Source organism: Ensifer adhaerens, assembly GCF_013283195.1.
In the GTDB taxonomy this organism is placed as follows: domain Bacteria; phylum Pseudomonadota; class Alphaproteobacteria; order Rhizobiales; family Rhizobiaceae; genus Ensifer; species Ensifer adhaerens_G.
In genome coordinates, this window is sequence record NZ_JABEKT010000002.1 from 185,782 (window position 1) to 199,923 (window position 14,142).

The following is a 14,142-nucleotide window of genomic DNA, read 5'->3' on the forward strand; positions in this document are numbered from 1 at the left end:
GTCAGCCCTTCCCTGGCTCTATTCGACCGGCTTCAGCCGCAGCAAATGCACCAGCCGCATGCGGTTGTTGTCGTGATCCTCAGGATTCATCGCCGGTTCTTCCTTCGAGACCCAGCCGGTGAAGCGCTTGGTCGAGAACTGATACCAGGTTGGACCGTTGAAGACGGGAACGACGGGTAGATTGTCAGCGACGATCAGTTGCACCTGGTCAAACAGCTTCTTGCGGTCCTCGTCCGTCGTCGCCCGTCGGTAGTTATCGAACACCTTGTCGAGTTCCGGATTGGAATAACGCGAGGGCGCGCTGGTGATGCGTCCGCCGAAAGCGGTCGACAACGACTGGAAGTAACCACGGAACGGTGTCGGTCCGTCAGCACGCGAATTCATTACCGCTTCAAACGAGCCGTCGAGGATCTGCTTCTGCCATTGCTCGTATTCCGGTGTCGCCACCGAAGCATTGATGCCAATCTTTCGCAGGCCCTCGGTCGCGATCTGGACCGCGTCGATCCAGTCGGTCCAGCCGTTGGGCACGATGATCGGGAAGGTGATCGGCTTGCCGCTCGGCGTCGTGCGGAAGCCTTCGCCGTCCTTCTTGTAGCCGGCATCGTCAAGCAGCTTGTTGGCTCGGTCGATATCATAGGCGAGCCATTCGTCCTGGGCCGCCTCGGCCGCCTTGTTGCGCCAGCTATCGAAACGCGGCGGCAGCCCGCTCGCATGCGCATTGACGACGGGGTAGCCGAAGCCGGCAATATCGACCATCGATGTGCGGTCCATCGCCAGGCTGAAGGCGCGGCGGAAGGTTATGTCATTGAACGCTTCAGCGTTACCGGCATTGGCCGACTTGAGGTTCATCTGGAACGAGACGGTTTCGGCCGGCGGCTGCCAATAGGCGTTGTGTTCCGGATCGAGGCCGACATAGGTCTTGTCGATCTGCGGCAGGAACGAGCCGAACCAGTCGAGGCCGCCTTCGGGCAGGAGCGCCAGCATCTGATCGTTGCCGGCAATCTGCGGCAGCTTGAGGCAATCGACCTTCAGCGTCGCTGCGTCCCAGTAATTGGGATTGCGGCATTGCTCGTAGACCTGCGGCGTGAAGCGGCGGATCTCGGTCATCGGGCCGGAACCGACAGGCTTCTCGTTCTTGAAGGCGAGCGGATCGCCGACGTCCTTCCAGATATGCTCGGGCACCACAGGAAAGTCGGCGAGTGATTCCGGGAAGTGGGTATCGACGTCCTTGAGATTGATCTTGACCTCGGTCGGCGACACCGCCTCGACGGAGGCGACGCTCTCACCGACGCCGACGATATCGACGGCCGGGTTCTTCAGCATCAGTTCAAGTGTGAATTTCATATCGGCCGATGTCAGCGGCTTGCCGTCCGACCACTTCACGCCGTCGCGCAGCGTGTAGGTGATCGACTTCAGGTCGTCGGCAAACTTGTAGCCGGTCGCCAGCCGCCAGACGGGCTTGCCGCCGTCGTAGTCGTTGAAGATGACGAGCGGCTCGTAGACGAAGTCCATGGTGCTCTGGCGCCGCCCGCCGAGATCGAACGGGTTAAAATTCTGCACCCAGCTCGTCTGCTCTTCGATGTGCATGGTCAGAACGGACTCGGCCTGTACCTGGCCCGCCGCAAGCAGGGCCAACGATGCGGCCATGGCCCCACCGAACAACCTTGCCGTCACTGAATGAATGATCCCTCCGGTCCCTCCTGCAATTGGTCTGGACCGCATTTCCTCGACTGCCGACATGACGAACTCCCCTCCAGGTTTCGATGACGCATTAATAAGTCAAGTAATTTGACTTAATGATATGTCCAGGATTGAAGGCGTGTCAATCTGCGTCTTTTAGCTACGACGAAGGATGAAGATGCAACCGAAGGAAGGCGCGCACCTTCGGCTTTCAACTGCTTCGTTGCGAAGATCTTCTTTTATCAGAAACGTCTGCGGGCCGGCGTGTCGGCGGCCCGCTATCTGACGTAGGCCCGACATGGAGGCCCTTATGCCGCTGCCTGCTGACCGAGCTCGCCAAGGCTCGCCTCGACGATATCGAACATCTCGTCGATCTCGGCCGCGGTGATGATCATCGGTGGGCAAAAGGCGATGGAATCGCCGATATTGCGGCAGATCAGCCCGTTCCTCTGCAGGATCGCTCCTACCCGGGCGCCGGTTGCGCCAGCGGCCGCGCCATCCGCCGCCTCAAGCTCAAGCGCACCGATGAGGCCGATGCCGCGCGCTTCGACCGCCAGCGGGTGCCGTTCGAGCGCATTCAGACGACCAAGGAAATGCGGTGCGAGGCGGCGGACGTTGCCGACCAGGTCCTTCTCCTCGATGATCGCGAGGTTTTCGAGCGATACGGCAGCGGCGACCGGATGGCCGCTCGCGGTAAATCCGTGCCCGAGCGCGCCGATCCGGTCGGCCTCATTGGCGATCGGCTCATAGACACTGTCGTTGATCATGAGCGCCGCGATCGGCTGGTAGGACGACGACAGCTGCTTGGAGAGCGTCATGATATCAGGGCGCATGCCGAAGGTCTCTGAGCCGAACATGTTGCCGGTGCGCCCGAAGCCGCAGATCACTTCGTCGGCTATCAACAGGATGTCGTATTTTCGCAGCACGTCCTGGATCGCCGCCCAGTAGCCCTCGGGCGGAACGATGACACCGCCGGCACCCATGACCGGTTCACCGATGAAAGCGGCGATCGTCTCCGGGCCCTCCTCAAGGATAAGCGCCTCCAGCTCTTCGGCGCAGCAGCGCGAAAAGGCAAGTTCGTCCTGGCCGGGTTCGGCACCGGTGCGGTAATGCGGGCAGGTCGTGTGCAGGATGTTGGCAAACGGCAGGTCGAAGGAGCGATGATTGTTGGGCAGCCCCGTCAGGCTCGCGCTCAGCGCTGTTACACCATGATAGCCCTTGATGCGCGAAATGATCTTCTTCTTTTCCGGTCTTCCAAGCGCGTTGGAGCGGTACCAGACCAGTTTGATCGCGGTATCGTTCGCCTCGGATCCGGAATTGGCGAAATAGACCTTGGACATCGGCACCGGCGCCATGCCGATGAGCTTCTCCGCCAGATCCACCACCGGCCCGTGCGCTTTCTGCGAGAAGGTATGGTAATAGGGAAGCTTGTCCATCTGGCGACGCGCGGCCTCGACCAGCCGCTTCTCGCCGAAGCCGACGGCTACGCTCCAGAGCCCAGCCATACCCTCGATGTAACGCTTGCCGCTGTTGTCGAAGACGTGGATGCCTTCGCCGCGATCGATGATCAGCGGCCCTTCCCGCTCGAGCTTGCGCGGGTTGGTGTAGGAATGGAGATGGTAGGCCATGTCCCGCGCTTCGGTGGAATTGGGCTGTGCGGTCATCGGCATCTCCGGTTTCAATGCGTTACAGGGCGATATCATAGGTCAGCCAATCGGTTCTGGTGGCCAGCTGATCGTAGAGGCCGCGGGCCCTGTAGTTGTTGTCGCGCGTGATCCAGCGGATGACAGACCAGCCACGCTCTCGTCCGATATCGGCGACGGCCCGAATGAGGGCTGGGGCCGCCCCGCTGCCGCGCGCCTCGGGCGCCACGAAGAGATCGTCGAGGAAGCCGCCGCGCGCCGCCAAGAGAGGCCGAATGTATTCGCGAAAGTGCGTCAGACCGATCGGGCGGCCGGAGCCATCGAGCGCCAGCCTGCATTCGAGCGCACCGTCGCGGATCCAGCCCCAGACCCGGTCCCGCATCTCGTCGGTCTGATGAACGCCATAGAACGCGGCGAACCCGGCGTGAAGCTCGTTCCACGCCGATCTGTCGGCCTCCGTGGCCGCGACGATCGTAACACCTGCCATGCCGTCCCCCCTGTCTACCGAGTGGGCGCTCCGCCCACCGGCCGCGCCGTTTGCGTTGTTACTGCCAGCAGGCGGCTGAGCGCTTGCGATACATGTCGCGAAACTGTTCGGTGGATACGGGCAGCAGATCGCCTGTGTCCCAGTCGAGGATCACCGCATGGCGGCGCACCGCGTCGAGTGCGTCGATCTCGCCCGCCTTGAATCGCGCCGAGATCTCGGCTGGATCCGTCTCAAGCCAGCCCAGGCGCTCAGCCCTGATCTGTTGTCGCAACGCGGCAGTCGCTGCGGCATCGATCTCGTAGGCGCAGATTTCCGGATCGACGGGGCTGATGACGACGCCATAGTCCTTGCCTGCCCGCTCGACCGAGACATAGTCATCGATGACGTCGGCAAGGACACGCTGCGCATCGCGCTCCAGCGGATCGCCGAAGCCGCCGCCGCCGGCGGTCGGGCGCGAGAAGATATCGCCGGCCTCGATTGCCACGTCGGAGAAGGTGGCGCCGAGCCACTCCTTCCTGCCGGTCTTTTCCCGCGTCAACGTCAATCCGTGCGGCATGGAGGGCAAGCCGCCCTCGATGCCCCAGACGATGGCGCGCTCGCGGTCGCAGATATAGGAAATGACGGTGTTTTCGGCCTCCAGCATGCGGGAGGTCTTCATCACCCCGGCGCCACCGCGCCATTTCCCCGGGCCGGCCGAATCCGTCAGCACCTCGAATTCGGTGGTCAGGATCGGATTTGCCCGCTCCTGCCCTTCGACCGGCTGGGCCATTAGTCCGGTTCCGAAGCAGGCGGTCGTCACATTGCAACCGTCCATGCCGTTGCGTCCGCCCCAGCCGCCCGGCAACCAGTCATAGAACATGAAGATCGGCTTTTCCGCCGCCCGCGCGTCGCGCCCGCCGGTCAGGAGATATTCGAGATTGAAGGCGCAGGCGATGGCGCGCTCCGGAATGATCTTCGACCAGATCTCGTAGATCGCGTTCATGATCTTCTCGAAAGGCATGAGGAAGCCGGTAACGGCCACCGGCCATTTGGCGTCAACGATCGAGCCTTCCGGCGCGATGATTTCGAACACCCGATAGAAGCCGCTGTTGAGCGGCAGATCTGGGAAGAAGGTCTTCATGCCGGCCGCCACCGCCGAGAAGGTCGCGCCGAAGGCCGAATTGTAGATCGAGCCGATGGTCGGATGGCTGCCGGTGAAGTCGTAGATCGCCCGATCGCCCTTGATCGTCAGCTTGACCTTGATCGGGATCATGCCTTCGTTGCCGGCCGGATCGCGGTCGATGAAGTCCTGCGTTTCCCACTCGCCGTCGGGCAGCGCGGCGATGCGCTGGCGCATGGCCCGCTCGACATAATCCTGCACAGCGCCAAGCCCCTGCTTGACGGTGCCTTCGCCGTATTTGCCGACGAGCCGCAGGATCTCGCGCTCACAGACTTGGGTCGCCTGGGCCTGCGCATGAATATCACCAATGATCGAGGCCGGGTCGCGGGTGTTGGAGGCGATCAGATGAGCGACGTCCTTGCAGAACCGACCCTTGTCGAACAAACGGATCGGCGTGATGCGCATGCCCTCCTTGAACATTTCCTTGGCCGCGACGTCGAAGGAGCCGGGCACGCTACCGCCGAGATCCGACCAGTGTCCGTTCGACTGGCTGAAGGCAATGATCCTGCCGTCGACGAAGATCGGCCGGATCAGCCGAACGTCGTTGAAATGAGTGCCGCCGGCATAGGGATCGTTGATCGCATAAACGTCGCCCGGATGCATGTCGCCGTCGAAGGCGCGGATGACGTCCTTGCAGGTGAAATGCAGCGTACCGACATGGACGGCGATGTCCTGGTTGCCCTGCGCGGCCGAATTGCCTTCGGCATCGTGAAGGGCGCTCGAAAAGTCGCGGTTGTAGATGACGAAGGAATAGCAGGTTCTCAAGATCTGCTCGGCCATCTGGTCGACGCTGGTGATGAAGGAGTTTTTCAGGACCTCGAAGGTCACCGGGTCAAGGTTTTGCTGTTCAGACATTCGCTTCACCTTCGATGCGGATGATGATGTTGAGGTATGTGTCCACTTCCGCGGTCGTTCCCGGCGGGACGACGACGGTGGAATCAAGCTGTTCGATGATGGCGGGCCCCTTGAAGACGAAGCCTGCGGGCAGCGTCTCGCGCTCGTAGACGGGCGTATCGACCGCGGCGTCGGCTGCAAACCAGACACTGCGCCGCGTCTTCGGCGTAGGGATCAGTCCGGTCGGCGCGTGCTTGGCAAGCGATGCCTTCGGCACCATGCCGACTGCCTTCAGGTTGATGCGGAACAGGCTGACGGGTGTCTCGTCACGGCGGAAATTGTATTCGCGCTGATGCTCACGATGGAAGGCTTCGACCAGCGGCGCGATGTCGGTGACAGGCGACGGCGCGGAGACAGCGAGCGACCGCCACTGTCCGAGATACATCATGTCGATGCTGCGCTGGAGCACCACGTCCTTGTCGGCCACACCCTCGTGCGCGAGCCGTTCCAGCGCTTCCTGTTCGAGGCGGATGAAGGCCTCTTCGATAGCCGTTGCGTCTGCGTCGTTAGCCGGCTTCAGATAGCTCTCGGAAAAATCATGCTGCATGTCGACGAGAAGGCAGCCGAGCGCCGAGGTGACACCGGGGTTCGGCGGAACGATGACGGCGGGGATAGACAGCTCGCGGGCGATCGCCGCGCCATGCAGGGCGCCTGCACCGCCGAAGGCAACCAGCGCAAAGTCGCGCGGGTCATAGCCGCGGCTGATCGAGATCAGCCGCACAGCGTCAGACATGTTGGCATTGGCCACTCGGATGATGGCATCGGCGGCCGCATGCGGCTCGAGCCCGAACGGCTCGGCCACGCCTTCGCGAACCGCCTGAAGCGCCAGGTCCGCATCAAGCGTGATCTTGCCGCCGGCCAGGCTGGTGCCGAGGCGGCCGAGCACGACATTGGCATCGGTGTTGGTCGGCTGGCGGTTGCCTTTGGCATAGCAGGCCGGGCCGGGATTGGCGCCCGCCGATTGCGGCCCGTTGCGCAGCGATCCCGCCTCATCGGTCCAGGCGAGCGAACCGCCGCCGGCGCCGATGGTCAGAACCTCGATGGACGAAAAGCGGATCGGATAGCCGAACTCGATGAACCAGTCCTTGGTGATGCGCGACTGGCCGTCATAGGCAAGCGACACGTCGGTCGAGGTGCCGCCCATGTCGAGGCCGATTGAGTTCCTGAAGCCGCAGAGTTCGGCAATGTATTTGCTGGCGATCGCGCCGGCAGCGATGCCGGACCCGGCGAGCCGCGCGGCAAAGTCTTCGACGCTCTTCGGCGTCATCACCCCGCCGCCCGTGTGCAGCAGCAAAAGGTCGCGCTCATAGCCGTCCTGTTGTAGCCGCTTGCCGAGCCTCGAGGTGTAGTCGACGACGACGGGGCTGAGCGCCGCATTGGCGACCGTGGTCGAGAACCGCTCATGTTCGAAGATTTCGGGCAGGACTTCCGACGAGGTCGACACCGGTACGCCGGGCATCACCTCCATCAGGATTTCCTTCATCCGCCGCTCGTTGGCACCGTTCATGAAGGCGTTCATGAAGCAGACGGCGACGGCCGCAACATTGCGGCGCTTGAGAATGCGCGCGACTTCACGGGCTTCGTCCTCGTCGAGCGTTTCTACGATCCCGCCCTGCGCGTCGATACGTTCGGAGACGACCAGCCGGTCACGCCTCGGCACATAGGGTGGCACCACGTCCTTGTAGGTATCCCAGAGGTCTTCCTTGTTGGCGCGGCGGATCTCGATCACGTCGCGGAAGCCGCGGGTACACACCATCGCCGTGCGCGGCAGGCGCCGCGTGATCAGGGCATTGGTGGCAACGGTGGTACCGTGCGAAAACAGCGCCACCTTCGAAAGGTCGATGCCGGCTTTTTCGACGCCGGACATGATGCCGTCGATCGGATCTGCCGACGATGACGTCTTTTCGACCCGGATCAGGCCGGTGGTTTCGTCCATGATGCAGATGTCGGTAAAGGTGCCACCGACATCGACGGCAACGCGAAGGTTCTGCAAGGTTCGTCTCCTGTCTTCGGTTCATTGAAAAGCAGGCAAGGCTTCGCCCTCGCCCGGTCGGGCGCGCTCACCTCGCGTGTGTCTGGAACGAACGGCCGCCCGGCTCAGCCGGAGCCGCTGGGGCTCGTCAGGCTGTGGCGCTCACGCGCTTCGCTCGGGCTGTAGCCGAAATGCGCCTTGTAGTGGCGGCTGAGCTGCGCGTGATCGCTGAACCCAAGCGCATAGGCGATTTCCGAAACCAGCTTGCGGCAGGCCGGATCGCGCAACATCTCGTCGCAGCGCAAAAGCCGCTGGACCCGGATCCAGTGGCACACGGACGTGCCCTGCCGCTTCATCAACTGGTGCAGATAGCGTACCGAGATGCCGCAGGCATCGGCGATCACCTGCGGCCCGAGATCGGTACGGGCAAGGTTGGCGCGGACATAGCTTTCGACGCGGTGCAGGTGGCCGACCTGAACCGACCCGGCATCCGACATCAGCATGCGCTCATCGGAGATGAGCGACATAGCGAGGATGTCGACAAGATGCTTGCCGGTCATGTTGCGGGCAGGTGCATCCATCTCCACAAGCCGTGGCGCGATCAGCCGGATCATGTCGACGAACAATGCGCCGGTGCCTCGGGTGGAATCGAAGCTGAGCGACGCGATACGTTCGGGCAGGCCGACACGCGGGCGCAGCGTCGCGATCGGCACCTTCAGCACCCAGAGCGTGTTCTTGGCGGTGTAGCTGAACTCATAGGGCAGGTGGCTGCGCTCGACGAGGAAGGCGCCCGGCTTGCAGCGCACGGCCTTGCCGCTTTGCTCGAAACTGATCTCCGCCTTTTCCGGTACGGTGATCAGGTAGCTTTCTTCGCGCTCATGCAGCAGGTGCCGCTTCTGCCGGCGGTAGAGAAGGCCGTCGGAATCGAGCCGCGACAGCGAGACTGCGCCGAGGTCCCAGACGTTCAAGTCGCCGGAAAACTCCGCGGAATTCTGGAAGCGCAGGTCGAGCGGAAAGTAGGTGCTCGATACCGCTTCGTCCCAATACCGCTTGCGCTCGCGCGCCGCCGTGCCTGCCGTGGAATAACTCACGTCCATGCGAAGCTCCCATCCCGTCCGCCGTCCGTTCGCTTCGGCTGTTCCCGTGGTGCCGAGGCGACGGCCGATCGCGGCCCATTATTCCTGACCGGTCGCCTTTGCTGTCGCAGCCTCTTCAGGGCCTTTGCGACCGGCGTTTCCGGAGGTCTTCAAGCAGTAGACTATGCCTTTGGCCCTCCGGCTAGTCGCAAAGTGCGCTTGCTCTTGTCGCTGGGCGTAGTGAAAGATCAATCGGCGCGCACCACCGCTTCCGCCGCAAGCGCCATCGACAGGAGATGGGCGTCGTGATGCGGCTGGGCGGAGAGCAGCAGGCCGACCGGCATGCCGGCCTCGCCAGTGCCGCAGGGGAGCGAGACGCCGCACCAGTCGAGAAAATTACCGATCAAGGTGTTGCGCAAGGTCCGGGCGTTGGTTTCGACGAACAAGGCATCGTCCGTGAGGAGCGGATCGGTGGCGGGCGCGACATGCGCGACCGTCGGAATGGCGATAATCTCGTTCGGCCCAACGCTTGAGGCGACCTCGGCGATCAACGCCTCGCGTATCTCAAGCGTGGCGATGTAGTCGGAAAGGCTGATATTTTGCCCCAGCCGCGCCCGAGCCACGACGCGCTGGTCCATCATTGCGGCCTGCGGGCCTTCGAGCCGGTCTCGATGCAGGGCGTAGGCTTCGGCCGTCACCAGCGGTCCATGGCGCGCCATGGTCTCGAAGATACGCTCGAACGCCGGAAACGATTGGCGGCGTACATGGGCGCCAGCCCGCTGCAGCCGGCCGATTGCTGCCTCGAAAGCGGAGACGACACCGTCCTCGGCCCCATCGAACACCACTGTCGTCGGCACGACGATCGACAGGCCATCGAGATGACCACGGCGGATTTCCGGCGCCGGCAGGCCGCGCATGGCGGCATCGACCCAGACGGCATCTTGCACCGTGCGGCAGAGGGGCCCGAGCGAATCCAGGCTCTTGGCGAGCGGAAAGACACCGCGCATGGAATAGCGGCCGCGGGTCGCCTTGTAGCCGACAACGCCGTTGAAGGCGGCGGGAATGCGGATCGACCCGCCCGTGTCAGTACCGATCGAGACGGGCACAAGGTCGGCAGCAACCACGACGCCGGAACCGGAGGACGAGCCGCCCGGCAGTCGATCGACATCGAGCGAGCGCGCATTGCGCGGCGTGCCGTAATGCGGGTTGATGCCAAGGCCCGAGAAGGCGAACTCGCTCATGTTGACCCGTCCGACACTGACCATGCCGGCATGGCCGAGCGCCGTTACCACGGCCGCGTCGTCTTGCGCTGCCGGCGCGTCCTTCAGGACCGCCGATCCGGCTGTCGTCGGAACCCCTGCAATGGCAAACAGGTCCTTCCACGCGACGGGAATTCCATCGAGAAGCCCAAGCGGGCGACCGGCGGCAATGCGTCGGGCGGAAGCATCCGCCTCGCGCATCGCCCGCTCCGGCAGGATCATGGTGAAGATCGCCTGGTCGTCGTGGCTACGGATCCGCTCAAGCGTCCAGGCTGCCAGGTCTCGCGGATCGAGCGCACCGGTTTGCAGCAGCGCAGACAACTGCGCGATCGACCGTCCGCCAAGATCCTGCGTCATCGCATACCCCTCTATCGCTCGACCAGCTGCATCCAGCGGCGTACCAGATAATTGTGCTCGTCCATGGTGGTGTTCCAGACCGCGATGCAGTTGGCGCGCTGCCAGTAGGAACCGCCGCTGCGGACCGATCCCGCCCGGATGCGGATTGTACCGTCTGGCCCCGGCAGGTCGCAGGTAGCCGGCAGGCCGCCATACCAGTAGTCCCATTCAGCCGCCGACATGCACTGTCGCGAGCGCTCCGGCGTCGAGATATAATAGCCCTGGCGCGCGACCACCGAGCCCGGCCAGCCGGAAATCCACCAGTTGAGATACTCATAGGCGACGTCGCGCATGCGGCCCGACAGATGACGCGCAAGGCACAAGCCGCCATGCCAGGCGCGATAGCCTTCGGCCGGCACCGCCTGCTCCACCGGAACGCCCTGGCCGTTGAGGATGCTGATACCCGTCGACCACATGCTCTGGATATCGGTCTCGCCGCGCACCATCAGCCGCGCCGCATCCTCGGCCGTGCGCCAGAAGGCGCGGAAGTAGCCGTTCTTCTTGCGCTCTTCGAGCAGGCCGATCAGCCGATCGATCTCGTCGACCGTCATGGCGCCGATATTGTCGAACGACATCAATCCAGACGCCTGCGCTGCAAGCGCCGCATCGAAGATGCCGATCGCCGGCTCGTCGACCAGGGCTGCACGTCCTGCCCAGCGTTCGTCGAGCAACGCCGCCCAGCTGTTCATCGACACCGTATTGGGGGCGACATCGGTCCTGTAGGCGAAGCTGTCAAAATTATGCGTCGTCGGTAGCATCGAGATCGTGCTCGACGGTGTGTCGCCAAGCTCGAGATTGGGTTGCACGAACAGTTTCTTGACCGGCGCGTCGCCCTGCCCCAGGCGGGCATTCGGGCCGATATGGCCAGTCTTCGTCAGGTCGTTGATCTCGTCCCAGAGCGCAATGCGGCCGATCTCGATCGGCTGGATCGCCCGCCAGTACCAGACGATATCCAGATTGTGGAAACACTGATCGTAGATGTCGTAACTATCCGGCTCCTGCGCCGCCTTGTGCTGGGTCGTCAGGAAGTCGTTGTTGTCGAACACCACCTCGATGCCGAGATCGGCCTCGGCACGAACCCGCAACTCCTCCAGCAGCGAAATCGCCGTGCCGAGCACGCGCAGGCGCGGCCGCCCTTCGAGATGGAGGGATGGTGTCGCTGGTGTCGGTTGATCAGGCAGATGTTTGCTCATGAAGACGACTGACGTTCCTGAAGGCTGCGTTTCGGCACGGCCCCGTCCCCGACCGACGACCGGTCGAGGGCAAAGGCCTCGAACGACCGTTTCAGCAGCTCGACATCCAGACCGTCAACAATAAACACGATGCGCGAACGGCGATCCTCATCCGGCCAGCGCTCCATATGCACAGGCGTGTGCACCAGATGCTGAACGCCATGAATGGCGACCGGGCGCTCCTCGCCGGCGATGTTGAGAATGCCCTTCACCCGCAACACCCTGTCGCCGTGACGGTTCAGCAGCATCGTTAGCCAGATACCGAAGGCCGTCCAGTCGATGGCGCGCTCCACGATCATCACGAAGGATGTGACCGCCGATTGATGCACGCCGCCGTCAGCCGTTGCCAGTTGAGCCGGCGCTTCGCAGTAGAACCCGCTTGTCGATTGCAGCGCCGCTGCACGCAGGCTGAGGTTTTCATCGACGAGGTCGGCGACATCGAAGGCGGGATCGGTTGCGGTCAAGAGCGGCGCATCCGGATTGATGCCACGCAACTTCTCGACCAGGCCCGACATATCGGCCGCCGGCGCCAGATCGGCCTTGGTGACAACAAGCCGGTCGGCAACGGCGGCCTGTCGATTAGACTCGACATAGCTGCCGAGTTGACGGAGCCCGTTGACCGCATCGACGGTGGTAATCACGTTGCCGGGGCGAAAATGATGGCGCAGAACCGGATCGGATTTGATCGTCGACAGGACCGGGAACGGATCGGCAAGCCCGGTGCTCTCGACGACGATACGGCGGAACGGCGGAACCAGCCCGCGCTCGCGTTTCGAGTGCAGGTCCTTGATCGCATCGGCAAGCTCGCCGCGCACCGTGCAGCAGAGACAGCCCGATTGCAGCAGCACCATAGTGTCGTCGATGCGCTCGACCAGGTGATGGTCGAGACCGACTTCTCCGAATTCGTTGATGAGAACGGCGGCGTCGGAAAGGGCGGGGTCGGCGAGCAGGCGTGCAAGGAGCGTCGTTTTTCCGGAGCCGAGGAAGCCCGTGAGCAGGTTGATCGGGGTCAAAAGCGGGATCTGCGGTTCAGTCATCGATCGCGACCTCCGCGGCAGCAATCAGGTCCACGTCGAGCGGATCGCAGGGGCGGCCACAGAGCCGTTCGGCCGCCGGCCAGAGGTGGCCGAGATCCTCGATGATCTCGCTCTTGCCAGTGCGGGTCGCAAGCACGAAGGATGCGCCCTGCCAGTCCGTGATTGTGAGGCCGAAGCGCGCCAGCATCCCGTTGGCGATCCGCACACGGTTGGCGCGCTCGCGCCTTCGGTCGATGCGCTCGACATTGCGGGTATAGACGCCCGGCCGCGCCACGGCATCGGCCCAGTGTTCGTTACCTCCAAGGACGCCGCAGAGAGAGCACATGGTGTCATCCAATCGGTAAAAAGGCGGGCAATCGGTAAAAAGGCGGGGACGGTACGCAGACCGCCCCCGTCAGTCGCTCACTTCTTGCGCGGGAAGCGCTTGGCAAAGTCGTCGGCGATCTCGTTCATCGTCACGAACTTCACGCCGGGATGCTTGATCATGTGGGCATAGAGCCGCTCCAGCATCATCAGCACCTGCGGGCGCCCGGCAACATCGGGATGGATGGTAATCGGAAACACCGCATAGTCCATCTCGCGGTAGACCCAATCGAACTGGTCGCGCCAGATCTGCTCGATGTCATGCGGATTGACGAAGCCGTGGCTGTTTGGCGACTTCTTGATGAACATCATCGGCGGCAGGTCGTCGAGGTACCAGGAGGCCGGGATTTCGATGAGATCGGTTTCCTTGCCGCGCGTGAGCGGCACCATCCAGTCGGACGGCTTCTTGGAGTAGTCGATCTTGGTCCACTTGTCGCCGACGCGCACATAATAGGGCGTGAAGTCGTTGTGCATCAGGGAGTGGTCGTACTTGATGCCGCGTTCCAGCAGCAGCTCGTTGGTGACGTTGGAAAACTCCCACCACGGCGCGACATAGCCGGTCGGGCGCTTGCCCGAGAGCTTGGTGACGAGATCGATGCACTTGTCGAGGACCGCGGTCTCCTGCTCACGCGTCATGGCGATCGGGTTTTCATGGGTGTAGCCGTGAATGCCGATCTCGTGGCCGGCATCGGCAACCGCCTGCATCTGTTCCGGGAAGGTCTCGATCGAGTGGCCGGGAATGAACCAGGTGGTCTTGATTCCGAAGCGTTCGAACAGCTTCAGGAGGCGCGGGCTGCCGACCTCGCCGGCGAAAAGGCCGCGCGAGATATCGTCAGGCGAATCCTCGCCCCCATAGGATCCGAGCCAGCCGGCGACCGCATCGACGTCGATGCCGAAGCTGCAGAGGATTTCCTTGGCCATGGTATGTCTCCTTCGTGTTTTAT

The 14,142-nt window shown here is 63.1% G+C and carries 11 protein-coding genes; all 11 read right to left on the bottom strand.

The features are described from left to right. Positions 1–18: 18 nt before the first annotated feature. A complete protein-coding gene (locus LPJGGPFB_RS17380; RefSeq protein ID WP_173421214.1) occupies positions 19–1,647 on the bottom strand; it encodes an ABC transporter substrate-binding protein in 1,629 nt (542 codons plus the stop codon). Between the two features lie 341 nt (positions 1,648–1,988). Continuing rightward, positions 1,989–3,344 carry an aspartate aminotransferase family protein gene (locus LPJGGPFB_RS17385; RefSeq protein WP_173421215.1) on the bottom strand — a complete coding sequence of 452 codons (1,356 nt, stop codon included), beginning with the start codon at positions 3,342–3,344 and terminating at the stop codon, positions 1,989–1,991. A 22-nt stretch (positions 3,345–3,366) separates the two neighbouring features. Beyond that, positions 3,367–3,810 (bottom strand): GNAT family N-acetyltransferase, encoded by a 444-nt coding sequence (locus tag LPJGGPFB_RS17390; protein ID WP_173421216.1) that lies wholly within the window; start codon positions 3,808–3,810, stop codon positions 3,367–3,369. 58 nt (positions 3,811–3,868) lie between these two features. After that, positions 3,869–5,824 (bottom strand): hydantoinase B/oxoprolinase family protein, encoded by a 1,956-nt coding sequence (locus LPJGGPFB_RS17395; protein WP_173421217.1) that lies wholly within the window; start codon positions 5,822–5,824, stop codon positions 3,869–3,871. Beyond that, a complete protein-coding gene (locus LPJGGPFB_RS17400; RefSeq protein ID WP_173421218.1) occupies positions 5,817–7,856 on the bottom strand; it encodes a hydantoinase/oxoprolinase family protein in 2,040 nt (679 codons plus the stop codon). The genes LPJGGPFB_RS17395 and LPJGGPFB_RS17400 overlap by 8 nt, the downstream gene beginning before the upstream one ends. A gap of 104 nt (positions 7,857–7,960) precedes the next feature. Next, positions 7,961–8,932, bottom strand: a complete 972-nt coding sequence (locus LPJGGPFB_RS17405) for an AraC-like ligand-binding domain-containing protein (RefSeq protein WP_173421219.1) — start codon at positions 8,930–8,932, stop codon at positions 7,961–7,963. Positions 8,933–9,159: 227 nt separating this feature from the next. Next, on the bottom strand, positions 9,160–10,527 hold the full coding sequence (locus LPJGGPFB_RS17410; RefSeq protein ID WP_173421220.1) for an amidase: 1,368 nt from the start codon (positions 10,525–10,527) through the stop codon (positions 9,160–9,162). An 11-nt stretch (positions 10,528–10,538) separates the two neighbouring features. Then, on the bottom strand, positions 10,539–11,759 hold the full coding sequence (locus LPJGGPFB_RS17415) for an ABC transporter substrate-binding protein (RefSeq protein WP_173421221.1): 1,221 nt from the start codon (positions 11,757–11,759) through the stop codon (positions 10,539–10,541). Next, positions 11,756–12,835 (bottom strand): CobW family GTP-binding protein, encoded by a 1,080-nt coding sequence (locus LPJGGPFB_RS17420; protein ID WP_173421222.1) that lies wholly within the window; start codon positions 12,833–12,835, stop codon positions 11,756–11,758. Before LPJGGPFB_RS17420 ends, LPJGGPFB_RS17415 begins: the two co-directional genes overlap by 4 nt. Next, positions 12,828–13,160 carry a hypothetical protein gene (locus LPJGGPFB_RS17425; RefSeq protein ID WP_173421223.1) on the bottom strand — a complete coding sequence of 111 codons (333 nt, stop codon included), beginning with the start codon at positions 13,158–13,160 and terminating at the stop codon, positions 12,828–12,830. Before LPJGGPFB_RS17425 ends, LPJGGPFB_RS17420 begins: the two co-directional genes overlap by 8 nt. A gap of 77 nt (positions 13,161–13,237) precedes the next feature. After that, positions 13,238–14,119, bottom strand: a complete 882-nt coding sequence (locus LPJGGPFB_RS17430; RefSeq protein WP_173421224.1) for a polysaccharide deacetylase family protein — start codon at positions 14,117–14,119, stop codon at positions 13,238–13,240. Positions 14,120–14,142 lie beyond the last annotated feature (23 nt).

Excerpts from the sequence above, each read along its gene's own strand:
- LPJGGPFB_RS17415 (WP_173421221.1), bottom strand. The coding sequence starts at position 11,759 with ATGAGCAAACATCTGCCTGATCAACCGACACCAGCGACACCATCCCTC.
- LPJGGPFB_RS17425 (WP_173421223.1), bottom strand. The coding sequence starts at position 13,160 with ATGTGCTCTCTCTGCGGCGTCCTTGGAGGTAACGAACACTGGGCCGAT.
- LPJGGPFB_RS17390 (WP_173421216.1), bottom strand. The coding sequence starts at position 3,810 with ATGGCAGGTGTTACGATCGTCGCGGCCACGGAGGCCGACAGATCGGCG.
- LPJGGPFB_RS17385 (WP_173421215.1), bottom strand. The coding sequence starts at position 3,344 with ATGACCGCACAGCCCAATTCCACCGAAGCGCGGGACATGGCCTACCAT.
- LPJGGPFB_RS17405 (WP_173421219.1), bottom strand. The coding sequence starts at position 8,932 with ATGGACGTGAGTTATTCCACGGCAGGCACGGCGGCGCGCGAGCGCAAG.
- LPJGGPFB_RS17410 (WP_173421220.1), bottom strand. The coding sequence starts at position 10,527 with ATGACGCAGGATCTTGGCGGACGGTCGATCGCGCAGTTGTCTGCGCTG.
- LPJGGPFB_RS17420 (WP_173421222.1), bottom strand. The coding sequence starts at position 12,835 with ATGACTGAACCGCAGATCCCGCTTTTGACCCCGATCAACCTGCTCACG.
- LPJGGPFB_RS17395 (WP_173421217.1), bottom strand. The coding sequence starts at position 5,824 with ATGTCTGAACAGCAAAACCTTGACCCGGTGACCTTCGAGGTCCTGAAA.
- LPJGGPFB_RS17380 (WP_173421214.1), bottom strand. The coding sequence starts at position 1,647 with ATGGCCGCATCGTTGGCCCTGCTTGCGGCGGGCCAGGTACAGGCCGAG.
- LPJGGPFB_RS17430 (WP_173421224.1), bottom strand. The coding sequence starts at position 14,119 with ATGGCCAAGGAAATCCTCTGCAGCTTCGGCATCGACGTCGATGCGGTC.